General features: G+C 32.9%; 18 protein-coding genes. 17 read left to right on the top strand and 1 reads right to left on the bottom strand.

The window, feature by feature from the left end; translation table 11 throughout:
- Positions 1-114 precede the first annotated feature (114 nt).
- The 5 genes from ystJ to pyk all read left to right on the top strand — a co-directional run bounded on the left by ystJ (position 115) and on the right by pyk (position 6,340).
- On the top strand, positions 115-1,344 hold the full coding sequence (gene ystJ, locus FH144_RS04855) for an NADP-dependent malic enzyme (protein ID WP_242314077.1): 1,230 nt from the start codon (positions 115-117) through the stop codon (positions 1,342-1,344).
- 270 nt (positions 1,345-1,614) lie between these two features.
- A complete protein-coding gene (accD, locus tag FH144_RS04850) occupies positions 1,615-2,481 on the top strand; it encodes an acetyl-CoA carboxylase, carboxyltransferase subunit beta (protein WP_242314075.1) in 867 nt (288 codons plus the stop codon).
- Positions 2,474-3,421: an acetyl-CoA carboxylase carboxyltransferase subunit alpha gene (locus tag FH144_RS04845; protein WP_242314072.1), complete on the top strand. Its 948-nt coding sequence runs from the start codon at positions 2,474-2,476 to the stop codon at positions 3,419-3,421. The genes accD and FH144_RS04845 overlap by 8 nt, the downstream gene beginning before the upstream one ends.
- A 171-nt stretch (positions 3,422-3,592) precedes the next feature.
- On the top strand, positions 3,593-4,561 hold the full coding sequence (gene pfkA / locus FH144_RS04840; RefSeq protein ID WP_242314070.1) for a 6-phosphofructokinase: 969 nt from the start codon (positions 3,593-3,595) through the stop codon (positions 4,559-4,561).
- 18 nt (positions 4,562-4,579) lie between these two features.
- Positions 4,580-6,340, top strand: a complete 1,761-nt coding sequence (pyk, locus tag FH144_RS04835) for a pyruvate kinase (RefSeq protein WP_242314068.1) — start codon at positions 4,580-4,582, stop codon at positions 6,338-6,340.
- 290 nt (positions 6,341-6,630) lie between these two features.
- Here pyk and FH144_RS04830 read toward each other — a convergent pair whose 3' ends face one another.
- Positions 6,631-7,992, bottom strand: coding sequence for an amino acid permease (locus FH144_RS04830; RefSeq protein WP_242314066.1), 1,362 nt, complete (start codon positions 7,990-7,992; stop codon positions 6,631-6,633).
- A 350-nt stretch (positions 7,993-8,342) separates the two neighbouring features.
- On the opposite strand from FH144_RS04830, the gene FH144_RS04825 reads away from it, so the two are divergent.
- The 12 genes from FH144_RS04825 to thrS all read left to right on the top strand — a co-directional run bounded on the left by FH144_RS04825 (position 8,343) and on the right by thrS (position 24,676).
- Positions 8,343-9,461: a citrate synthase gene (locus FH144_RS04825; protein WP_242314064.1), complete on the top strand. Its 1,119-nt coding sequence runs from the start codon at positions 8,343-8,345 to the stop codon at positions 9,459-9,461.
- 53 nt (positions 9,462-9,514) lie between these two features.
- Positions 9,515-10,783, top strand: coding sequence for an NADP-dependent isocitrate dehydrogenase (gene icd, locus FH144_RS04820; RefSeq protein WP_242314062.1), 1,269 nt, complete (start codon positions 9,515-9,517; stop codon positions 10,781-10,783).
- A 452-nt stretch (positions 10,784-11,235) separates the two neighbouring features.
- Positions 11,236-11,946: a response regulator transcription factor gene (locus FH144_RS04815; protein ID WP_242314061.1), complete on the top strand. Its 711-nt coding sequence runs from the start codon at positions 11,236-11,238 to the stop codon at positions 11,944-11,946.
- Positions 11,946-13,643 carry a two-component system histidine kinase PnpS gene (pnpS, locus tag FH144_RS04810; RefSeq protein ID WP_242314059.1) on the top strand — a complete coding sequence of 566 codons (1,698 nt, stop codon included), beginning with the start codon at positions 11,946-11,948 and terminating at the stop codon, positions 13,641-13,643. Before FH144_RS04815 ends, pnpS begins: the two co-directional genes overlap by 1 nt.
- Positions 13,644-13,950: 307 nt before the next feature.
- On the top strand, positions 13,951-16,584 hold the full coding sequence (gene polA, locus FH144_RS04805; RefSeq protein WP_242314057.1) for a DNA polymerase I: 2,634 nt from the start codon (positions 13,951-13,953) through the stop codon (positions 16,582-16,584).
- Between the two features lie 15 nt (positions 16,585-16,599).
- Positions 16,600-17,472, top strand: a complete 873-nt coding sequence (gene mutM, locus FH144_RS04800) for a bifunctional DNA-formamidopyrimidine glycosylase/DNA-(apurinic or apyrimidinic site) lyase (protein ID WP_242314055.1) — start codon at positions 16,600-16,602, stop codon at positions 17,470-17,472.
- An 18-nt stretch (positions 17,473-17,490) separates the two neighbouring features.
- On the top strand, positions 17,491-18,096 hold the full coding sequence (coaE, locus tag FH144_RS04795; protein ID WP_242314053.1) for a dephospho-CoA kinase: 606 nt from the start codon (positions 17,491-17,493) through the stop codon (positions 18,094-18,096).
- Positions 18,097-18,316: 220 nt separating this feature from the next.
- A complete protein-coding gene (gap, locus tag FH144_RS04790; RefSeq protein WP_242314051.1) occupies positions 18,317-19,342 on the top strand; it encodes a type I glyceraldehyde-3-phosphate dehydrogenase in 1,026 nt (341 codons plus the stop codon).
- 311 nt (positions 19,343-19,653) lie between these two features.
- Complete coding sequence (nrdR, locus tag FH144_RS04785; RefSeq protein WP_242314049.1) at positions 19,654-20,124, top strand: transcriptional regulator NrdR; 471 nt, start codon at positions 19,654-19,656, stop codon at positions 20,122-20,124.
- A complete protein-coding gene (locus FH144_RS04780; protein ID WP_242314046.1) occupies positions 20,125-21,513 on the top strand; it encodes a replicative helicase loading/DNA remodeling protein DnaB in 1,389 nt (462 codons plus the stop codon). It abuts the gene before it with no gap.
- Positions 21,514-22,434: a primosomal protein DnaI gene (dnaI, locus tag FH144_RS04775; protein WP_242314044.1), complete on the top strand. Its 921-nt coding sequence runs from the start codon at positions 21,514-21,516 to the stop codon at positions 22,432-22,434.
- Positions 22,435-22,738: 304 nt separating this feature from the next.
- Entirely contained in the window at positions 22,739-24,676 is a 1,938-nt protein-coding gene (thrS, locus tag FH144_RS04770; protein ID WP_242314042.1) for a threonine--tRNA ligase, read from the top strand.
- Positions 24,677-24,719: the final 43 nt, after the last annotated feature.

Here is a 24,719-nt window from a genome sequence, read left to right as displayed (position 1 = left end):
AATAAAATAAAGTCATCAGTTTATTTTATTAGAAAAATTTTAGTTTAAAATAGAAAATAACCATTATATTTTTATACTTATAAAACTAATAGTAAATGATCAGGGGTTGATTTGATGTCTTTAAGAGATGATGCGTTACAAATGCATAAAGAAAATCAAGGTAAATTAGAAGTAACACCAAATGTAAAAGTAACTAATAAAGAAGAATTAAGCTTAGCATATTCTCCAGGTGTAGCTGAACCGTGTAAAGAAATACATGAAGATCCTCGAAAAGTATATGATTATACTATTAAAAGAAATACAGTGGCAGTCGTTACAGATGGAACAGCAGTGTTAGGCTTAGGTAACATTGGGGCAGCAGCAAGTATCCCAGTAATGGAAGGGAAAGCAGTTCTCTTCAAAAGTTTCGCTGGTATAAATGGTGTACCGATAGCACTTGATACTAAAGATACTGAAGAAATTATTAACACTGTGAAATTAATCTCACCTAATTATGGCGGTATTAATTTAGAAGATATTTCAGCACCACGATGCTTTGAAATAGAAGATAGATTGAAAAAAGAAACGAATATTCCAGTATTCCATGATGATCAACATGGTACTGCTATCGTTACAACTGCAGGTTTAATTAACGCCTTAAGAATCGTTGATAAAGATTTATCTGATATCAAAGTCGTACTTAACGGTGCCGGTGCTGCTGGTATTGCTATCGTTAAATTATTGGACGCATATGGCGTTAGAAATATGATTATGTGTGATTCTAAAGGAGCAATATTTGAAGGTCGTTCATATGGTATGAATGATACAAAAGAATATGTAGCTAAATTTACAAATAAAGATAAAATTGAAGGTTCTTTAAATGATGTAATTAAAGACGCTGATGTATTTATCGGTGTTTCAGTTGCAGATTTATTATCTAAAGAGATGGTAAAATCAATGGCTGACGATGCAATTATCTTTGCTATGGCTAACCCTGATCCTGAAATTAAGCCTGATGATGCTAAAGAAGCGGGTGCTAAAGTCGTAGGAACTGGCCGCTCTGATTTTCCTAACCAAATCAATAATGTTCTTGCCTTCCCAGGTATCTTTAGAGGTGCATTAGATACTGAATCTACTCACATTAATGAAGAAATGAAGAAAGCAGCAGTGGAAGCTATTGCAGATTTAATTCAAGAAGATGAATTAAATCCAGACTATTGTATCCCTGGGCCTTTCGATAAAAAAGTGGCTCCTTCAGTTGCACGTGAAGTAGCGAGAGCAGCTATGGAATCTGGCGTAGCACGAATTGAAGTTGACCCTCAAGATGTATACGATCGCACAATGAAATTAACTGATTTGAAATAATCTATAACTCTTTTCAACGCTACCATTCTAAATATTAGAATAACTTTTGAGATATTTATAGAGAAATTATGAAGCGTTGGTTGATAGATGTGTAGCCATTTAGTTGTTAGAAACTATTCATAGTTTTAAAAAGCGAAAAACTGTGAATGTGCTAGACTTAAACATCAATTGACTTACATAATTTCTCTCTCATATTTTTCAAACACGATAGAAATGATTTTTTATTATAGAGAGCGTTAGAATGTTGAAAGGTTATGTGGAGGTTTACGAATGTTTAAAGACTTTTTTAATAGAAGTAGTAAGAAAAAGAAATATTTGACTGTACAAGATTCTAAGCAGAATGAAGTACCAGCAGGTATTATGACTAAATGTCCTAAATGTAAAAAAATTATGTACACCAAAGAGCTCTCTGAAAATTTAAATGTGTGCTTTAATTGCGATCATCACATTGCTTTACCAGCTTATAAAAGAATTGAAGCTATTTCAGATGAAAATACATTTAAAGAATTTGATAAAGGTATGACATCGGCTAATCCGTTAGATTTTCCTGGATATCAAGAAAAAATCGAAAAAGATCAAAAGAAAACAGATTTAAATGAAGCGGTTGTGACTGGTACAGCTGAATTAGATGGTTTGAAATATGGTGTTGCGGTCATGGACGCACGTTTCAGAATGGGTAGTATGGGGTCAGTTGTTGGCGAAAAAATTTGTCGAATTATTGATTATTGTACTGAACATCGTCTGCCTTTCATCTTATTCTCTGCTAGTGGTGGCGCTAGAATGCAAGAAGGTATCATATCTTTAATGCAAATGGGAAAAACAAGTGTTTCATTAAAACGTCATTCTGATGCCGGGCTATTATATATTTCTTATTTAACTCATCCTACTACAGGAGGCGTATCAGCTAGTTTTGCTTCTGTTGGTGATATTAACTTAAGTGAACCTAAAGCATTAATAGGTTTTGCAGGAAGAAGAGTTATTGAACAAACAATTAATGAAAAATTACCAGATGATTTCCAAACGGCAGAATTTTTACTTGAGCATGGACAACTTGATAAAGTTACCCATCGTAAAGAAATGAAAACGACACTTGCTCAAATTCTAAAAATGCATCAAGAGGTGAAACCTAATGCTTGATTTTGAAAAACCACTTTTTGAAATAAAAAATAAAATTGAATCGCTAAAAGAATCACAAGAAAAAAATGATGTTGATTTGCAAGATGAGATTGATTTATTAGAAGCCTCTTTAGAAAGAGAAACTAAGAAGATTTATACTAACTTAAAGCCATGGGATAGAGTCCAGATTGCGCGTCTTCAAGAAAGACCAACCACTTTAGATTATATTCCTTTCATCTTTGACTCATTTATTGAATTGCATGGAGATCGTAACTTTAGAGATGATCCAGCAATGATTGGAGGGATTGCTTATTTAGATGGCACTCCTGTAACTGTAATAGGTCAACAACGCGGAAAAGATACTAAAGATAATATTTATCGTAACTTTGGTATGGCACATCCTGAAGGTTATCGTAAAGCGTTGAGATTGATGAAACAAGCTGAAAAATTTAATCGTCCTATCATTACTTTCATCGATACTAAAGGTGCATATCCAGGTAAAGCTGCTGAAGAACGTGGCCAAAGTGAATCGATTGCTAAAAATTTAGTTGAGATGGCCTCACTAAAAGTACCAGTCATTACTATTGTCATCGGTGAAGGCGGTAGTGGTGGTGCACTAGGTATTGGTATTTCTAATAAAATAAATATGCTTGAAAATAGTACGTATTCAGTTATTTCACCTGAAGGTGCCGCTGCTTTATTATGGAAAGATAGTACGTTAGCTAAAATGGCTGCCGAAACGATGAAAATTACTGCCAAAGATTTATACCAACTAGAAGTGATTGATGAAGTTATTAATGAGCCATTAGGTGGAGCACATAATAACGTGGAACAACAAGCTAAAGATATTAAAGCTACATTCGTAAAACAATTAAATGAGTTACAACGTTTAAGTAGTGATGAACTTATAGAAACTCGTTTTAATAAATTTAGAAATATAGGTTCTTTCAATGAATCTTAATTATGAGACTAGAAATCTAACCTTTGATTTCTAGTTTTTTTCTATTGAATAAGTTAAATTTAATATATAAAACGTTTACATAAATATATTCTATCTATATTAATGGAACACCTAATAAAATTGTGGTAATTTAATACTAAAGATAATTCTAGTTAGGAAGGGTATGTCGTCATGAAAAAAATTGCGGTATTAACAAGCGGTGGAGATTCACCAGGTATGAACGCTGCTGTAAGAGCAGTAGTACGTAAAGCGATTTATAACGATATTGAAGTTTATGGAATCTATCAAGGCTATCAAGGATTGTTAGATGACAATATTCATAAACTTGAGTTGGGATCAGTTGGAGACACGATTCAACGGGGAGGTACGTTCCTTTACTCAGCTAGATGTCCTCAATTCAAAGAGGCAGACGTTAGACAAAAAGGTATCGAGAATTTACAAAAACGCGGTATTGAAGGTCTAGTAGTTGTTGGAGGAGACGGAAGTTATCGTGGCGCTCAACGCATTAGTGAAGAAACAAAGAATATTCAAACTATTGGTATTCCAGGTACTATCGATAATGATATTAACGGTACTGATTTTACCATTGGATTCGATACAGCGTTAAATACTATTATTGAAAGTGTCGACAAGATTCGTGACACTGCTTCAAGTCACGCTAGAACATTTATTGTTGAAGTAATGGGAAGAGACTGTGGAGACCTAGCATTATGGGCAGGTTTATCAGTCGGCGCTGAAACGATTCTAGTTCCAGAAGCAAGTACGGATATTAAAGATATCGCTGAAAAGATTGAAAAAGGTATCAAACGTGGTAAGAAACATTCTATCGTTATGGTAGCTGAAGGCAGTATGAGTGGCCAAGAATGTGCAGATCAATTAATGAAATATATAAACGTAGATACACGTGTATCAGTTTTAGGTCACATTCAACGTGGAGGAAGCCCTTCAGGAGCTGATAGAGTTTTAGCTTCACGTTTAGGTGGTTACGCTGTAGAATTATTAATGCAAGGCCATACCGGTAAAGGCGTTGGTATTGAAAATAACAAACTTACTGCTACTCCGTTTGACGAAATTTTCAATAGCGATAAACATAAATTTAACACTGATATCTATGAATTAGCGAAAGAGTTATCTATTTAATTTAGGAGGCTTTTTAAAATGAGAAAGACTAAAATTGTATGTACAATAGGACCAGCATCAGAATCTGAAGAAATGTTAGAAAAATTAATGAAAGCTGGTATGAACGTAGCGCGTTTAAACTTTTCACATGGTAGCCATGAAGAACATAAAGCTCGTATTGATACAATTCGTAAAGTGGCTGACAGATTAGGTAAAACAATTGGTATTTTATTAGATACTAAAGGACCTGAAATTCGTACACATGACATGAAAGATGGCATTATCATGCTTGAAAAAGGTAATGAAGTTACAGTAAGTATGTCACAAGTTGAAGGTACACCTGAGAAATTCTCTGTTACTTATCAAGACTTAATTAATGATGTACAAGTTGGTTCTTACATCCTATTAGACGATGGTTTAGTTGAACTTCAAGTTAAAGAAATTGATAAAGCTAATGGCGAAGTTAAATGTGACATCTTAAATACTGGCGAATTGAAAAATAAAAAAGGTGTTAACTTACCAGGAGTAAAAGTTAATTTACCAGGTATAACTGATAAAGATGCTGACGATATCATGTTTGGTATTAAAGAAGATATCGATTATATCGCTGCTAGTTTCGTACGTCGTCCTAGTGACGTTTTAGATATTCGTGAAATTTTAGAAAGAGAAAATAATCGCAATATTACGATTTTCCCTAAAATTGAAAACCAAGAAGGTATCGATAACATCGAAGAGATTTTAGAAGTATCTGACGGTTTAATGGTAGCTCGTGGTGATATGGGTGTTGAAATTCCACCAGAATCAGTACCAATCGTACAAAAAGACTTAATTAGAAAATGTAATAAACTTGGTAAACCAGTTATTACTGCTACTCAAATGTTAGACTCTATGCAACGTAATCCACGTGCTACTAGAGCAGAAGCAAGTGACGTAGCTAACGCAATCTATGATGGTACGGATGCTATTATGTTATCAGGTGAAACAGCTGCAGGTTTATATCCTGAAGAAGCAGTTAAAACAATGAGAAACATTGCTATTTCTGCTGAAGCGGCTCAAGATTATAAAAAATTATTATCTGACCGCACTAAACTTGTAGAAACATCATTAGTTAACGCTATCGGTGTTTCTGTAGCTCACACAGCTTTAAATTTAAATGTAAAAGCAATCGTAGCTGCAACAGAAAGTGGTTCAACAGCAGTTACTATTTCTAAATACCGTCCACATTCAGACATTATTGCTGTAACTCCAAGTGAACATACAGCACGTCAATTAGCACTTGTATGGGGTGTTTATCCAGTAATTAAAAAAGGTCGCAAAACTACTGACGATCTTTTAAATAATGCTGTTGCAACAGCAGTGGAAACTGAAAGAGTTAGCAACGGTGATTTAATTATTATTACTGCTGGTGTACCAACTGGTGAAAAAGGTACAACTAATATGATGAAATTACATTTAGTTGGTGATGAAATCGCTAAAGGCCAAGGTGTAGGACGTGGCTCAGTTGTTGGTAAAGTTGTAGTAGCAAAAAATGCTAGTGACTTAGAAGGTAAAGATTTAAGCGATGCTATTATCGTAACTAACTCTGTTGATGAAACATTAGTACCATATGTTGAAAAAGCAGTTGGTTTAATTACAGAAGAAAATGGTATTACTTCACCTAGCGCTATTATTGGTCTTGAAAAAGGTATACCAACAATTATTGGCGTTGAACATGCTACTAAAGAATTTAAAAATGATATCTTAGTAACAGTTGATGCAGCTCATGGAAAAGTCTTTGAAGGATATGCAAACGTACTATAATAATCCTTAAGGGTTTTATTAGAAAGAGAGATTTCGATAATTTAATATAATTTATCAAAGTAGAAGCTAGGGCGCTTATATCACAAGTGTCCTAGCTTTTTGTATGCCAAAAGCTAGCTAAAGTAATTACGTATGAATACGCAACTTTAATTGGCTCTTATTAATCAACTTTGAAAGGTAGGGGTAAGAGAAATTTGGAATTTATATTGAATTTCTGACCGTATCTCATTTTTTCGTAAAAAAATACTTCCAACTCTTATTTAAGAGAAGGAAGTATAAAGACTTTTATTTTATTTTTCATTCTTAGTAACTTGTTTGTATCTTAGATACATTAATCCTAAGAAGATAAACCAGACTGGTGTGATAAAGATTGCATTTCTTGTAGTTTCGTTTACAAATAATAAACAAAATACGAAGATGAAGAATACTAAGATTGCATATCCCATGTATTTACCACCAGGTAGTTTGTAAGATACTGTTTTATGTAACTCTGGATTTCTTCTGTGATAGTTGATATAGGCTACAATAATTAAAGCCCAAACTATAATAAATAATACAGTTGAAATTGTTGTTACATATGTGAACACTAATGTCGCGTCTGGGAAGATGTAGTTAAGTAACGCTGTGACAAGTAATAGAGCTGATGAAACAATAATAGCTATATGAGGCACTCCACTTTTGTTAGTACTGCTGAAAATTGGTGGAGCTTGTTTTTTATCTGATAAACCGAATAACATACGACTATTAGAGAAAATACCACTATTACAAGATGAAGCGGCAGCAGTTAATACTACGAAGTTAATTAATCCAGCTGCGAAAGGAATACCGATTAATGAGAATAATCGTACGAATGGACTTTCAGTTGGATCAACTTTATCCCATGGAATGATTGACATGATAACTGCTAATGCACCTACATAGAATACTAATATTCTTAGTGGCACGGCGTTGATTGCTTTTGGAATTGTTTTTGTAGGATCTTTCGTTTCACCGGCTGTTACACCAATCATTTCGATACCTACGAATGAGAACAGTGCCATTTGGAATGACATAAAGAATCCTGAAGCGCCGTTAGCGAAAATGCCATGTTTATATAGGTTAGTAAAGCTTGCATGACCAAATTGTGTTTTGAAAGCGAATAATACCATTACTACACCAACTACTATAAGAGCGATAATTGTAATGATTTTAATGATTGCAAACCAGAATTCTAATTCACCAAATAACTTAGCACTTAATAAGTTAAATAACATCAGAATTAAAACACAAAATAGTGCGCTAATCCAGTTTGGAATAGCAGGGAACCAGAAGCTTACATATTTAGCAACTGCTGTAACTTCTGCCATACCCGTGATAATCCAACATAACCAATAAGTCCAACCTGTCACAAACCCTGCAAATGGTCCTATGTATTCATTAGTCACGTCTGCGAAAGATTTAAAGCGAGTATTTTGAATGATAATCTCGCCGAGTCCTCTCATAAACATGAACAACATGAATCCTATAATAATATAAGTTAGGAGAATAGATGGACCAGTCATTGCTATTGTTTGCCCAGCTCCCAAGAATAACCCAGTACCAATAGCGCCGCCAATTGCAATTAATTGCACATGACGATTACTCAATCCTCTTTGTAATTTTTCTTCAGCCATAAGACAACTCCCTTACATTTAATTAATATTTATTATGCACTTATATATTCATTTCGACAATTATTTTTTAAAATTTTTCTAAAAATTCCCTTAATATTTGATTGAAAATTTGTAATCATGATTGATAAAAAATTTGAATTTCTGAATATATATGATAAAAATACGGTATTTATTTTATAATAAAATGCTTTAAGATAGCTACTTTGAAGGCATTTTCAATCAAACTTAAAGATAAAATTACACCTTAGTTGTACTTGTATCAAAATATATATTCGTTCACAAAGCGAATTCAATTAGCTATAATGTTATTGAAAGCCATTACATTAAGTAAAAGAAAAGGGGAATTGCTTATGGCAGAATTACAAAAAGGTTTAGAAGGGGTAATTGCAGCAGAAACAAAGATCAGCTCAATCGTCGATAGTCAATTAACATATGCGGGCTATGATATTGATGACTTAGCTGAAAATGCATTATTTGAAGAAGTTATATTCTTATTATGGAATTATAGACTACCAAATCAAGAAGAATTAAACGCTTTAAAGGATAAATTAAATTATTATATGACTTTAAATCCTAGAGTTTATAACCACTTTGAAGAATATGCGACAGATAATGTACATCCTATGACGGCATTACGTACTTCAGTTTCTTATATTGCGCACTTTGATCCAGATGCTGAAAATGAAACTGAAGAAAATCGTATCGAGAGAGCAGTACGAATCCAAGCTAAAATTGCTTCACTTGTTACTGCATTTGCTCGTGTACGTGAAGGTAAAGAGCCAATTAAACCTAATCCTGAATTAAGTTATGCGGCAAACTTCTTATACATGTTAAAAGGGGAATTACCAACAGATACGCAAGTAGAAGCGTTCAACAAAGCTTTAGTCTTACATGCTGATCATGAACTTAATGCTTCAGCTTTTACTGCTCGTTGTGCAGTATCTTCTTTATCTGATATGTATTCAGGTATTGTTGCAGCAGTTGGTTCTTTAAAAGGCCCATTACATGGTGGCGCAAATGAGCAAGTAATGAACATGTTGGCTGAAGTGAAATCAGTTGATGAAGTTGATGCTTATCTTGATAAAAAAAATAAAAATAAAGAAAAAATTATGGGCTTCGGACATCGTGTATATAAAGATGGCGACCCACGTGCGAAATACTTACGTGAAATGAGCCGTAAAATTACTGAAGAAGCTGGTAGAAGTGAATTATATGATATCTCAATCGCTATTGAAAAACGTATGCATGAAGAAAAAGGGTTAATTCCAAACGTAGACTTCTTCAGTGCAACTGTTTACCATAGTATGGATATTCCACATGATTTATTTACACCAATTTTTGCGGTAAGCCGTACATCTGGTTGGACAGCGCATATTTTAGAACAATATCGTGATAACAGAATCATGCGTCCACGTGCAAAATATATCGGTGAAACTGAACGTAAATATCTTCCTATTGAAGAAAGATAATATATTAATTAATAGTTTAAATAAGAGTTTATAATTTATGGAGGTTTAATAATATGTCAGCAGAAAAAATTACTAGAGTAAATGATGGTTTAAATGTACCAAACGAACCTGTTATTCCGTTCATCATCGGTGATGGAATCGGACCTGACATTTGGAAAGCGACTAGTCGTGTTATCGATGCGGCAGTAGAAAAAGCTTATAATGGAAAGAAACGTATCGAATGGAAAGAAGTATTAGCAGGACAAAAAGCTTATGACGAAACAGGTGAATGGCTACCTAAAGAAACGTTAGAAACAATTAAAGAGTACTTAATAGCTATTAAAGGACCTTTAACTACTCCAATCGGTGGAGGAATTCGTTCTCTTAACGTTGCGTTACGTCAAGAATTAGATTTATTTACATGCTTACGTCCAGTACGTTGGTTTAAAGGTGTACCTTCACCAGTTAAACGTCCCGAAGACGTTGATATGGTTATCTTACGTGAAAATACTGAAGATATCTATGCTGGTATTGAATTTAAAGAAGGAACAGATGAAGTTAAAAAAGTAATTGATTTCTTACAAAATGAAATGGGTGCTACAAATATTCGCTTCCCTGAAACTTCAGGAATTGGTATTAAACCAGTTTCTAAAGAAGGAACAGAGCGTTTAGTAAGAGCAGCTATTCAATACGCATTAGACAATAATCGTAAATCTGTCACTTTAGTGCATAAAGGTAATATCATGAAATTCACTGAAGGTTCATTTAAACAATGGGGTTACGATATTGCGCATAATGAATTTGCTGATCAAGTATTTACATGGCAACAATATGATGAAATTGTTGAGCAAGATGGTAAAGAGGCAGCTAATAAAGCTCAAGAAAAAGCTGAACAAGACGGCAAAATTATTATCAAAGATTCAATTGCAGATATCTTCTTACAACAAATCTTAACACGTCCTGATGAGCACGACGTCGTAGCTACTATGAACTTAAACGGTGACTACATCTCAGACGCTTTAGCAGCTCAAGTTGGTGGTATTGGTATTGCTCCAGGTGCAAACATTAACTATGAAACTGGACATGCTATTTTCGAAGCTACACACGGTACTGCTCCTAAATATGCTGGATTAAATAAAGTAAATCCTTCATCTGAATTATTAAGCTCAGTATTAATGTTAGAACATTTAGGTTGGCAAGAAGCGGCTGATAAAATTACAGAATCTATAGAAGCAACAATTGCATCTAAAATTGTAACTTATGATTTTGCAAGATTAATGGAAGATGCGAAAGAAGTTTCAACTTCTGAATTTGCTGATGAATTAATTAAAAATTTAAAATAAGCATTTGTTAAATATTAATAGATGATATAACAAGGCTGGGCCAAAGAATGGCTCAGCTTTTTATTTTGATAGTAGCTGTCTTTGAGGAGATTAATACATTCATAATATGTGTTTTGGGACACCGATAAGATGAATGCTTAGACCACTCCCTTATTGTATTTCTTGTGTTAAAAGGATAAATCATAACAATTAATCATCATCGGACTTTACGCTAATTTCTTTAAAAATATCATACAAATCATCTTATTTTTAAAAAGCGCTTACAAAAAGTTATAAATAATATTAAAAATTTGTTAATATAACTTTAAGAAAGCAAAAATAATTTCTTTATAAATACTAAATATTATATTAATTGTTAAGTTTATGTAAATTTAATATGTGGTATGTTATTTTTCTTTTAACATCAGTTATAATGAATTTGAAAATGTTATTTCTAATCAGGGAGGCACATCATGTCACAAAAAGTATTAGTGGTTGATGACGAACAATCAATAGTAACTTTACTAAAATATAACCTAGAAACAGCTGGTTACATCGTAGAAGTTGCGTACGATGGGGAAGAAGCTTTAGAGAAAGTAAAAGAAGTACAGCCAGAACTTATTGTTCTAGATGTAATGTTACCGAAAAAAGACGGAATAGAAGTTTGTAAGACTATTCGCTTAGATAAAAATTTAGTACCAATTTTAATGTTAACGGCTAAAGATGATGAATTCGACCGTGTCTTAGGATTAGAGCTAGGTGCTGATGATTATATGACTAAGCCATTTTCACCTAGAGAAGTTGTCGCTAGAGTGAAAGCGATACTTAGAAGATCAAAATTTGTAAGCGAAATTGAAAAACAAGATGTAGATGAGGAAGATATCTTTATTGAAAACATTAGAATTCGACCTGAATTCTTTGAAGTCTATAAAAATGATGAATTGTTAGAGTTAACTCCAAAAGAATTTGAGTTATTACTTTATTTAATTGAAAGACAAGGACGTGTAATAACAAGAGAACATATGCTTAACTCTGTTTGGAATTATGAGTTTGCGGGAGATTCTCGTATAGTCGATGTACATATTAGTCATTTAAGAGATAAATTAGAAGAGAATCCTAAACAACCTAAATTGATTAAAACTGTGCGTGGTCTAGGATATAAGCTAGAAAGACCTAAGGCTTAATGCTCAAATTTCACCATAGATTACTCTTATTATTAAGCACGATTACCTTTATCAGTTTTATTGGTTTAGGCGCGATTATTCATCATACAATTTATCAAATTTTATCTACTACTCAAGTAGCGGAATTAAATCATATTTCGGAAAAGTTTTTATCGCTTCAAAAAGAGCGTGATTATGCTGAAATAAAAAATATTTCTACTAATCAAAATTTAATCGTTAAAATTACCAAAGATAAAAATACTATTTATAAAGTTGGAAAACAAGAAAAACTTAATAAAAATATTAGTAATGAAGCTAATCCGTCCAATATTATTTATAATAAAGAAAATGGACAAGTAAGATATACCTTCAAAACTACTATTAATAATAAAACTATATACATAAGTGGTATTAATACCGAAATTCTAGAATTGCAAAAAAGCATGTGGAAGTATTTATCATTAATAGGCATCATTGTACTACTAGCGATTTATTTAGCTGTAAGAAGTATTAACAGAACATATATCCGACCTATTAATGAAGTGACATATGCGACATCTTTAATTGCAGATGGGTACTATCATGTACGCGTTCCTGAAAGCAATGTTAAAGAAACGAAAGCGTTATTTGTTACTACAAATGATTTAGCTAGACGGTTACAAAAATTAAATAACAAACAAAAAATTCAATCTAATCGTTTAAAAACGACGTTGGAAAATATTCCAAGTTCAGTTTTGATGATTGATAAACATGGAGAAATAGTAGTAGCCAATCATGCATATTACGAAGTTTTCCAACCTGATCGCAAAATTGAAAATAAAGATTATACTTCATACTTAGATAATGAAATTCAAAAGTTAATTTTAGAAAGTTTTAGAACTGAAAGACCTTTGTATGATCAAGTTGAAACCTTTATTAATGATGTTCATCATAAGTACTTTGATGTTTCATGTGTTCCTATATTAAGTAAATCTAAAAAACGTTTAGAAGGCATGGTTGTCGTGATGCATGATATTACAAATCTTAAGAAACTTGAAAACTTAAGACGAGAATTTGTAGCAAATGTGTCACATGAACTCAAAACGCCTATAACTTCTATTAAAGGGTTTGCTGAAACACTGATTGAAGGGGCTAAGAATGATGAACAATCACTCGAAATGTTCTTGAACATCATTTTAAAAGAATCAAATCGTATTGAATCATTAGTTATGGATTTATTGGATTTATCACATATTGAACAACAAACAGAACTAGAAACATCATATGTCAATCTTTCAGAATTAGCTTATACTACAATTGATAACCTTCAAAATCAGGCTCGATATAAAAATATTGTGATTGAATCAGATATTGAAAATGATGTAATTATTGAAGCACATGAGAATAAAATGGCTCAAGTTATAACAAACTTGTTATCGAATGCTATCAACTATTCCTTAGAAGATAATAAAGTAATTGTGAGGGTTTATCGTAAGGGGTTAAAAGTTAATTTAGAAATTGAAGATTTTGGCATAGGTATTGATAAAGAAAGCCAAAAACATATATTTGAACGATTTTATCGTGTGGACAAAGCACGAAGTCGTGACTCAGGTGGTACAGGTTTAGGTTTATCCATAACGAAACATATTGTGGAAGCTCATAACGGTACTATTAATGTTGAAAGTGTGCCTGGAGAAGGTTCGCTATTTAGAGTTTCTATTTTAGATGAGAAAAAATAGAAAGTATAGAAGAAACGGAAATTAGAAGTAATTTTAAAGAATACGTATTTTCTTAAATATATTTTTTGATCGAAATTCACATTTTCATATACTAAGAAATTATTCATAAACTATACAGCCATAGAGTCGGACGTAATTAGTTTGTGCTTTTGGATGCCATTAATTGGTGACTTAAGTAAGAAACGATGAAAGTCCTAACTTACTAGGCTGTTTTTATTTTGAGCTGCTATAGAGTGAAAATCATTCATTCGTTCTGACGTCAGGAATATGCTAAAATATAGTTAAATTCAATCTGGAGGTTTGTGCTTTGAATAAATTAGTCCTAATAGATGGTAACAGTTTAAGCTTTAGAGCTTTTTACGCTTTGCCACTTCTATCTAATAAAGCTGGTATTCATACAAATGCAATTTATGGATTTGCTATGTTGCTTGAGAAAATAATTAGAGAAGAACAACCAACGCATTTTTTAGTAGCATTTGATGCTGGTAAAACGACTTTTAGACATTCTAAATATAGTCAATATAAAGGTGGCAGACAAAGTACACCCCCTGAATTAAGTGAACAATTTCCTTATATTCGCCAATTATTAGATGCGTATCAAACCAAACATTATGAATTAGAAAATTATGAAGCTGATGATATCATCGGTACATTAAGTAAGGAAGCTAGTAAACAAGACTTTGAAACAATTATTGTTACTGGTGACCGAGATTTAACTCAACTTGCTACCGATAATGTCACTATTTATTACACAAAAAAAGGTGTCACAGACGTCGATCATTATACTCCAGAGTTTATAGCGGAAAAATATGATGGCTTAAGCCCTCAACAAATCATTGATATGAAGGGACTTATGGGCGATACTTCTGATAATATCCCTGGCGTAGCAGGCGTAGGAGAAAAGACTGCTATTAAGTTACTTAAACAATATACTACCGTCGAAGGTGTTTATGAAAATATAGATAATGTTTCAGGTAAAAAGTTAAAAGAAAAACTTGAAAACAGTCAAGACGATGCCTTAATGAGTAAAGACTTAGCAACGATTAATGTTGAAAGCCCTATTGAAGTATCGTTAAAAGATACAATGTTAGAGGATTTACAAGACAATCAACAGAAGATAGAGCTATTTAAAAAGTTAGAATTTAAACAATTACTTGCTGATATTGATGGTGGAGAAGGCCAAACACAAGAAGATGTAAATAAGGAATTTGAGATCGAAACTGATTTTACACAAATAGATTTTGAAAATCTAAAAGAAGCAGTTATTCACTTTGAAGTGGATGGTTCAAATTACATTAAAGATTCAATTCTTAAATTTGGTTTCTTCAGTGGAGAGCATCATGTCGTTATCGATAGTGATGACATCAGCAATTATCCCGAATTAGTAAGTTGGTTAGAAGATGACACTACTCAGAAAAGTGTTTATGATGCTAAAAAGACATATGTCTGTGCACATAGATTAAATATTGATATTAAAAACATTACTTTTGATGCCATGTTAGCTAGCTATATTATCGATCCGTCAAGAACAATTGATGATGTACGCTCTGTAGTGACTAACTATCACCAACATTATGTTAAAGATGATATTTCTATCTATGGAAAAGGGAAAAAACGTCAAGTTCCACAAGATGACGTTTTAAATCAGCATATCGCATCTATTACAGAATCAGTTCATGCAGTACAACCTTTAATGCATGAAGAATTAGAAGCGCATAATCAAGTTGACTTATTGTTAGAGCTAGAACTTCCACTTGCACGCATATTAGGACAAATGGAAGAAATAGGTGTCTATACTGATGTTCGTGACTTGCAACAAATGCAACAAGAAATTCAAGAGAAATTAGATTTACTCATTAGTAATATACATGAAGCAGCAGGAGAAGAGTTTAATATTAATTCTCCAAAACAACTAGGCGTCGTATTATTTGAAACGTTAAAATTACCTGTTATTAAAAAAACGAAGACAGGCTATTCTACTGCTGTTGACGTTTTAGAACAATTACAAGGTGAACATCCTATTATTGATTATATTTTAGAATATCGACAACTATCGAAGTTACAATCTACTTATGTTGAAGGTCTTCAAAAAGTAATCAGTGATGACCAACGTATTCATACTCGTTTTAATCAAACATTAGCTCAAACTGGACGTTTATCATCAGTGGATCCTAACTTGCAAAATATACCGGTTCGTTTGGAAGAAGGGCGTAAAATACGCAGAGCATTTAAACCTACTTCAAATGACAGTGTGATTCTGTCAGCAGATTACTCACAAATTGAATTAAGAGTATTAGCTCATATTACGAAAGATGAAAGTATGACTGATGCATTCATTAATAACCATGATATTCATACTGCAACAGCAATGAAAGTATTTGGAGTAGAAGCGGATAAAGTTGATGATTTAATGCGAAGACAGGCAAAAGCAGTTAACTTTGGTATCGTTTATGGTATAAGTGATTATGGCTTAAGCCAAAGTTTAGGGATTACGCGTAAAAAAGCTAAAGTTTTTATAGATGATTACTTAGCTAGTTTCCCAGGTGTGAAACAATATATGTCAGATATTGTTGTCGACGCGAAAGCGAATGGCTATGTTGAAACGCTATTGCATCGTCGTCGTTACATTCCAGATATCACGAGCCGTAACTTTAACTTAAGAAGTTTTGCTGAAAGAACTGCAATGAATACCCCTATACAAGGTAGCGCAGCAGACATTATTAAACTAGCCATGGTTGAATTTGATAAACAAGTAAAGAATACAACTTATCATGCTAAATTATTATTACAAGTACATGATGAATTAATCTTTGAAGTTCCTAAAAACGAAGTTGAAGAATTTAGTTCATTTGTTGAAGAAATAATGGAACATGCTTTAGAACTAACTGTACCACTAAAAGTAGACTCTAATTATGGTTCTACTTGGTATGATGCAAAATAGAAAGAGGAATAATCAATGCCAGAATTGCCAGAAGTTGAACATGTTAAAAGAGGTATAGAACCTTTTGTTAAAAATACTACTATCCAAAGTGTTACTTTTTCTAAAAAAGTAATTGAAGGAAAGAATAATGGAAAAGAAACCATTATAAAAGGAATCAATTTAGATGGTTTTCGTCTTAATAGTGAAGGCTATACAATTAATGAAATAGAACGACATAGTAAATATATCGTTTTTTATTTAAAGAAGAATAATGCAGAACGTATTTTATTAAGTCATCTAGGAATGGCGGGCGGTTTCTTTATTGTTAATCAACTTTCAGAGATTAGCACGCCAAATTATCGAAAGCATTGGCATGTTGTGTTTCATTTAGATAATGGAAAAATGCTTGTGTTTTCAGATATACGACGTTTCGGTGAAATTAGAAATCTAAGTACCTTTAATGATTATCCAGCATTTTTAGAAATAGCGCCTGAACCGTTTGAAGAAGAGGCTATTGAACATTTCACTACTTATCTAGCACAGAAAAAAGTTCAAAATAAACCTATTAAGCAAATGTTATTGGATCATAAAATTATTGCCGGATGTGGAAATATTTATGCATGTGAAGCATTATTTAGAACAGGCATCGACCCTTCACGCAAAGTTAAAGATGTATCCGATCAAGAACGTCGTGTACTCTTCTACTACGTTCAAGAAGTGCTAAAAGAGGGTATAAATAACGGCGGAACAAGTATTTCGGATTACCGTCATGCTGATGGTAAGACAGGTGAAATGCAATTACATTTGAATGTCTACAAACAAAAAGTATGCAAAGTTTGTGGGCATGACATAGAGCAAAAAGTTGTGGCATCTAGAAATAGTCATTTCTGTCCACACTGTCAGAATTAAAAGAGAGCGGTGATTAAAATGCCTAAAGTTATTGGATTAACAGGAGGTATTGCTACAGGAAAGTCAACAGTTTCAGAATTATTAACAGCTTTTGGCTTTAAAGTAGTAGATGCCGATATTGCTTCTAGAAAAGCAGTAGCTAAAGGATCAAAAGGTTTAGAACAAGTAAGAGAACAATTCGGTGATGAGGCTATTACTTCAGAGGGTGAGATGGACCGTAAATATATGGGAGACTTAGTTTTTAATCAACCCGAAAAACGTCTTGAACTTAACGCTATTGTTCATCCGATTGTCCGAGAAATAATGGAAGAGGAAAAGCAGACATATCTGCAACAAGGATATAATGTCATTATGGATATTCCGCTTCTTTTTGAAAATGAATTACAAGATACAGTAGACGAAGTATGGTTAGTTTATACGTCTGAAAGTATTCAAATAGATCGATTAATGGAGCGCAATGATCTATCATTAGAAGATGCTAAAGCGCGCGTATATAGCCAAATTTCTATCGATAAGAAAAGTAGGATGGCTGACCATGTAATAGATAATCTCGGAGATAAACTCGAATTAAAACAAAATCTTGAACGTTTGTTGGTAGAACAAGGCTTTCTTGAAAAGGAATAAATAATACTCATAGATATGATAAAAACTAGCGATAACGAGACTTAAAGTAGAAGTAATTCATGCTTAGTCTCCTTATTGCTAGTTTTTTATATGTAGAAAATTTAACCTAAATGCAAATTTATTATTAAAATTAATAGAAAACGCTTCCAAATATCTTTTATTATGTTACACTATTTTTATAAAGTATAACATATAAACAAAGAATCAAGGGGTGCTTTAAATGTCAACGAATATAGCAATTAATGGTATGGGTAGAATTGGAAGAATGGTGTTAAGAATTGCCTTACATAATGATAATTTGAATGTAGTAGCGATTAATGCAAGCTACCCACCAGAAACAATTGCACATCTAATTAATTATGATACAACTCACGGAAGATACGATAAAAAAGTTGAGCCGATTGAAAATGGCATTCGTGTAGATGGTCATGATATTAAACTTGTTTCAGATCGTAATCCAGAAAACTTACCTTGGAAAGAATTAAATATTGATATCGTAATTGAAGCTACAGGTAAGTTTAATCATGGTGACAAAGCAATTAGCCATATTAATGCTGGAGCGAAGAAAGTACTATTAACTGGACCATCTAAAGGTGGCAAAGTACAAATGGTTGTTAAAGGTGTAAATGATGATAAATTAGATGTTGAAAAATTCGACATTTTTAGTAATGCATCATGTACAACAAACTGTATCGGACCAGTTGCAAAAGTATTAAATGATAAGTTTGGCATCGTAAATGGTTTAATGACAACAGTTCACGCTATAACAAATGACCAAAATAATATCGATAATCCTCATAAAGATTTACGTCGTGCACGTTCTTGTAATGAAAGCATTATCCCTACATCAACAGGTGCGGCTAAGGCCTTAAAAGAAGTGTTACCAGAATTAGAAGGTAAATTACATGGTCTTGCTTTACGCGTACCAACTAAAAATGTATCTTTAGTTGATTTAGTTGTTGACTTAGACAAAACGGTTACTGTTGAAGAAGTAAATGATGCATTTAGAAACGCTGGCTTAGATGGAGTTTTAGATGTTGAAGATGCGCCATTAGTTTCAGTAGACTTTAATACAAACCCTAACTCTGCTGTCATTGATGCACAGAATACAATTGTTATGGGTGATAATAAAGTTAAAGTTATTGCTTGGTATGACAATGAGTGGGGTTATTCAAATAGAGTAGTTGAAGTTGCTGAACAAATAGGTGATTTAATTGCTTCAGAAAGCACTGTAACTTCAAAATAAATTACAATTTAACATAGGTAAGATGGGTATATAGCTTTAAATGCCAGACATGCAAAGAGTTCTTAATGAATTCTTTACATGTCTCTTTTTTATTTATGTTTAACTTTATCTTAAAATACTTTCTTTATTATTTTTCTAAAATTCAAAAGATATAGCTTATGTTTGAAAAATACACTAGCTCAATGTGGCGAGATTCAAATAAACGCAAGAACATAATATAAAACAAACATATTTGGGCAAGTTTAGTCTGCTTTTGTCTCATGCTCTTTTATAGTATAATGAAGCATAATCTATTCAAGAGGGTGATAGATATGAAATGCCCAAAATGCAGTTCTACACATTCACGTGTAGTAGATTCAAGACATGCTGATGAAGCCAATGTAATTAGACGAAGACGAGAGTGCGAAAATTGCGGTACGCGATTTACAACATTTGAACATATTGAAGTAAGTCCTCTTATTGTTGTGAAAAAAGATGGGACACGTGAGCAATTTTTAAGAGAAAAAATATTAAATGGATTAGTCAGATCATGCGAAAAAAGACCAGTGAGATATCAACAATTAGAAGATATTACTAATAAAGTAGAGTGGCAGTTGCGTGATAGTGGACAAACAGAAATTTCTTCTAGAGAAATAGGAGAACATGTGATGAATTTATTAATGCATGTTGATCAAGTGTCATATGTACGTTTCGCTTCTGTTTATAAAGAGTTTAAAGATGTTGATCAATTATTAGCTTCAATGCAAGGAATTTTGAATGATAATAAACGGAGTGATTCATAAATGACTTTGAAATCTTATGAATATGGTTTAAGTCCACATGACGGTTTTCAAGTGTACCGTTATTTTTATTTAAACCATAGTCATCTAGATATACTTAACAGATTATATGTGCCTTTAATAGGTGCGCAGGCAATTGGTTTATACCATTTTATGAATCAATTTATACATGATAAAACTGATGAAGTATATACACATTATACGATAATGAATGAGCTAAAATTAAACCTTATTGAATTTAGAAAATATATGGATTTATTAGAAGGAATTGGATTGGTAAAGACATTTGTAAAACACGATGAACAGCAATCATTTTTTATTTATGAACTTGTCCAACCTCCAACTGCCTATCAATTTTTTAATGACCCAATGTTATCTGTTTATCTATATAGCGAAGTTGATAATAAACGCTATAAGAGTTTAAAGGCCTACTTCGAGAAGGATGAACCAGATTTAAATCAATTTCAACAAGTAACGCGTAAGTTTACAGATGTGTTTAAAGTGCCTCATACAAATGTTGCGATTGATTCTTCAACGATTCGAAAAGAGGCTACCTATAACGGCTTTGATTTGTCTAATGAAACTTTTGATTTCGATATGTTGAGAGAGATGTTACAACATCATTTTATAAGTAGCGAAATTATTACGAAGGAAGCGCGTCAACTTATTATTCAATTGGCAACTTTATATGGATTAACGGCAGATTCAATGAAACGAATCATTTTAAATTCTATCACTAGCGGGCAACAGTTGTCCTTTGAAGAAATGAGAAAGCATGCACGGTCGTTTTATCTGATTGAACACAACCAACAATTGCCAGAATTACAAACTAAATCAACTTATAATAATGACCATGCGTCAACTGAAAAAGCGAAAACTACGACTGATACCCCATCGTCAAATCAAGAGTGGTTGGAGTTGCTTGATAAAACAAGCCCGATTGATATGTTAGCGTCTTGGTCAGAATCAGAACCTACTTTTCAACAAAAAAGAATAATTGAAGAACTAATCGAACGTGAAAAATTATCATTTGGCGTAATAAATATACTATTACAATTTGTAATGTTGAAAAATGAAATGAAATTACCTAAAACATATATATTTGAAATTGCTTCAAATTGGAAAAAATTAGGTATCAAAACTGCTGAGCAAGCATATCAACAAGCGAAGAAAACGACTGAAGATAAACCTGCTTACAATTCTTCTAATCAAACACAGTCTCGTAAACGATACTCAAAATCTCAAGAAATCGTTTCGAGAGAGAAGACGCCGAAATGGCTTAAAGATAGAGGTCAACAAAAAGCGTCCACAAATAACGAAAATGATGAACAACTTGAAAAAGATAGAGAAGCCTTTCGTGCACAATTAGCCCAAGATTGGGAGGAGGATTAGATGAAACCGATCAATAGCATTCTCAAGACAAATAATGACTTAGAAAAAAGAATTGCTAAAATTAAACAACAAGTGATTAATGATCCAGATGTTAAAGCGTTTTTAATTGAACATAAATCCGAATTGACCAATGAAATCATTGATAATGATTTAAATGTATTGCAAGAATATAAAGATCAACAGAAGAACTATGATGGCCATGACTATGAAGACTGTCCCAACTTCGTAAAAGGACATGTACCCGAATTGTACATTGAGAATAATAGAATTAAAATTCGTTATAACTTATGTCCTTGTAAAATTAAATATGATGAAGAGCGTTTCAATTCTCAACTTATTACGTCACATCATATGCAAAGAGACACTTTAGACGCTAAGGTGAAAGATATTCATACTAATGGACGTAATCAATTAGAAATTGCAATGGCAGTTAATGATATTTGTAAAAAGTTAGTTAATAAAGAACAAGTTAAAGGGTTATACATCCATGGTCCTTTTGGTACGGGTAAGTCATTTATTCTAGGAGCAATTGCGAACCAATTAAAATCTAAGCGCGTCGCTTCAACTATTGTTTATTTACCAGAATATATACGTACACTTAAAAGTGGATTTAGAGATGGAAGTTATGAAACGAAGTTACAACGTATTAGAGAAGCTAATATTTTAATGTTAGACGATATTGGTGCTGAAGAAGTTACGCCTTGGGTAAGGGATGAAGTTATCGGTCCATTACTTCACTACAGAATGGTGCATGAATTACCAACTTTTCTGTCATCTAACTTAAATTTAGATGAGTTAGAACATCATTTAGCTATAACTCGAGAAGGGGCAGAAGAAACTAAAGCTGCTAGAATTATTGAAAGAATTAAAAGCTTAACGAATGCATATTATTTAGATGGGGAAAATTTACGAAACAATTGAATTTTAAAATAAGTGTTGTATAATGAAGTTAAATCTTAATCGTTGAAATAAACGAAGATACGATAGCTTAATCCATATTATACAGAAAGCCAATGTTTGATGAGATTTTGGTTAATATATTAAGTTATTACTCCTTCGTGTTTAGGTATTGGTAATCAGTACCCGGCTCAAGACCGTTATCTTAAGTAGAGATATTTAGCTATTCGCTAAATAACTAGGGTGGTACCACGACGAACTCGTCCCTGTTTAGGGGGCGGGTTTTTTATTTTCAACGATAATAGAATTTAAATTGGAGGATTATATTATGAGTCAAATTAATGTTCAATTTCCAGATGGTAATTCGAAAGCGTTTGATAAAGGGACTACAACAGAAGATATTGCACAATCAATCAGTCCTGGTCTAAGAAAGAAAGCAGTAGCAGGTAAATTTAATGGTCAAATGGTCGATTTAACAAGACCTTTAGAGGAAGATGGCTCAATTGAAATTATTACACCTGGCAGTGATGAAGCGTTAGAAGTATTACGTCATTCAACTGCTCACTTAATGGCTCAAGCTTTAAAACGTTTATATGGCGATGTGAAGTTTGGTGTAGGTCCTGTCATTGAGGGTGGCTTCTATTATGACTTTGATATGGATGAGAAAGTTTCTTCAGATGATTTTGAAAAAATTGAAAAAACAATGAAACAAATTGTGGATGAAAATCACAAAATTGAACGTAAAGTTGTTGCAAGAGAAGAAGCTAAATTATTATTCAAAGATGACCCATATAAATTAGAATTAATTGAAGCAATTCCTGAAGAAGAAAGCGTGACATTGTATTCTCAAGGTGAGTTTACTGATTTATGTCGTGGCGTACACGTTCCTTCAACATCTAAAATTAAAGAATTTAAATTATTATCAACTGCTGGTGCATATTGGCGTGGCGATAGCAATAATAAAATGTTGCAACGTATTTATGGTACTGCATTCTTCGATAAAAAGGATTTAAAAGCACATTTACAAATGTTAGAAGAACGTCGTGAACGTGATCATCGTCGAATCGGTAAAGATTTAGAATTATTTACTAATAGTCAACTTGTGGGAGCTGGCTTACCATTATGGTTACCAAACGGTGCTACTATCCGTCGTGAAATTGAACGTTATATTGTCGATAAAGAAGTGAGTATGGGTTATGACCATGTTTATACTCCAGTATTAGCAAACGTTGATTTATATAAAACTTCAGGTCACTGGGATCACTATAGAGACGATATGTTCCCACCAATGAAGTTAGACGAAACTGAAGAGATGGTATTGCGTCCTATGAACTGTCCACACCATATGATGGTTTATAATAATAAACCACATTCTTATCGTGAGTTACCAATTCGTATCGCAGAATTAGGTACAATGCATAGATATGAAGCAAGTGGTGCAGTATCAGGATTACAACGTGTAAGAGGTATGACTTTAAATGACTCTCATATCTTTGTAAGACCTGACCAAATTAAAGATGAATTCAAACGTGTTGTTCATATGATTCAAGAAGTTTATGAAGACTTTGGTTTTGAAAAGTATACTTTCAGATTAAGCTATAGAGATCCAGAAGATAAAGAAAAATATATGGATGATGACGAAATGTGGAACAAAGCTGAATCAATGCTTAAAGAAGCTGTCGACGAAATGGGCTTACCATACGTTGAAGCAATTGGTGAAGCGGCATTCTACGGCCCTAAATTAGACGTTCAAGTTAAAACTGCAATGGGTAAAGAAGAAACTCTATCTACTGCACAAATTGACTTCTTATTACCAGAACGTTTTGAATTAACTTATATCGGCAGTGACGGCGAAAACCATCGTCCAGTAGTTATTCACCGTGGTGTTGTTTCTACTATGGAACGTTTCGTAGCGTTCTTAACTGAAGAAACTAAAGGGGCATTCCCAACTTGGTTAGCACCTAAACAAGTTGAAATTATCCCTGTAAATGTTGACTTACATTATGATTATGCTAGAAATCTTCAAGATGAACTTAAATCTCAAGGCGTACGTGTTGAAATCGATGATCGTAATGAGAAAATGGGTTACAAAATACGTGAAGCTCAAATGCAAAAAATTCCTTATCAACTCGTTGTAGGTGATAAAGAAGTTGAAAATAATGAAGTCAATGTACGTAAATATGGTTCACAAGACCAAGAAACTGTAGAAAAAGATGAATTCATTTGGAATTTAGTAGATGAAATTCGTTTAAAAAAACATAGATAGTCTTGCTAAAAACGATAGCTTAATGTATATTACAAAGTAGTAA

The sequence above is a fragment of the Staphylococcus sp. acrmy genome, from assembly GCF_022690565.1.
GTDB lineage: Bacteria > Bacillota > Bacilli > Staphylococcales > Staphylococcaceae > Staphylococcus > Staphylococcus caledonicus.
The sequence above is the reverse complement of the archived record's forward strand: the minus strand, read 5'-3'. Positions and strand labels throughout refer to the sequence as shown.

What these genes read in the sequence shown, in the direction of transcription:
- ystJ (WP_242314077.1), top strand. Translation starts at nt 115, where the DNA reads ATGTCTTTAAGAGATGATGCGTTACAAATGCATAAAGAAAATCAAGGT.
- accD (WP_242314075.1), top strand. Translation starts at nt 1,615, where the DNA reads ATGTTTAAAGACTTTTTTAATAGAAGTAGTAAGAAAAAGAAATATTTG.
- FH144_RS04845 (WP_242314072.1), top strand. Translation starts at nt 2,474, where the DNA reads ATGCTTGATTTTGAAAAACCACTTTTTGAAATAAAAAATAAAATTGAA.
- pfkA (WP_242314070.1), top strand. Translation starts at nt 3,593, where the DNA reads ATGAAAAAAATTGCGGTATTAACAAGCGGTGGAGATTCACCAGGTATG.
- pyk (WP_242314068.1), top strand. Translation starts at nt 4,580, where the DNA reads ATGAGAAAGACTAAAATTGTATGTACAATAGGACCAGCATCAGAATCT.
- FH144_RS04830 (WP_242314066.1), bottom strand. Translation starts at nt 7,992, where the DNA reads ATGGCTGAAGAAAAATTACAAAGAGGATTGAGTAATCGTCATGTGCAA.
- FH144_RS04825 (WP_242314064.1), top strand. Translation starts at nt 8,343, where the DNA reads ATGGCAGAATTACAAAAAGGTTTAGAAGGGGTAATTGCAGCAGAAACA.
- icd (WP_242314062.1), top strand. Translation starts at nt 9,515, where the DNA reads ATGTCAGCAGAAAAAATTACTAGAGTAAATGATGGTTTAAATGTACCA.
- FH144_RS04815 (WP_242314061.1), top strand. Translation starts at nt 11,236, where the DNA reads ATGTCACAAAAAGTATTAGTGGTTGATGACGAACAATCAATAGTAACT.
- pnpS (WP_242314059.1), top strand. Translation starts at nt 11,946, where the DNA reads ATGCTCAAATTTCACCATAGATTACTCTTATTATTAAGCACGATTACC.
- mutM (WP_242314055.1), top strand. Translation starts at nt 16,600, where the DNA reads ATGCCAGAATTGCCAGAAGTTGAACATGTTAAAAGAGGTATAGAACCT.
- coaE (WP_242314053.1), top strand. Translation starts at nt 17,491, where the DNA reads ATGCCTAAAGTTATTGGATTAACAGGAGGTATTGCTACAGGAAAGTCA.
- gap (WP_242314051.1), top strand. Translation starts at nt 18,317, where the DNA reads ATGTCAACGAATATAGCAATTAATGGTATGGGTAGAATTGGAAGAATG.
- nrdR (WP_242314049.1), top strand. Translation starts at nt 19,654, where the DNA reads ATGAAATGCCCAAAATGCAGTTCTACACATTCACGTGTAGTAGATTCA.
- FH144_RS04780 (WP_242314046.1), top strand. Translation starts at nt 20,125, where the DNA reads ATGACTTTGAAATCTTATGAATATGGTTTAAGTCCACATGACGGTTTT.
- dnaI (WP_242314044.1), top strand. Translation starts at nt 21,514, where the DNA reads ATGAAACCGATCAATAGCATTCTCAAGACAAATAATGACTTAGAAAAA.
- thrS (WP_242314042.1), top strand. Translation starts at nt 22,739, where the DNA reads ATGAGTCAAATTAATGTTCAATTTCCAGATGGTAATTCGAAAGCGTTT.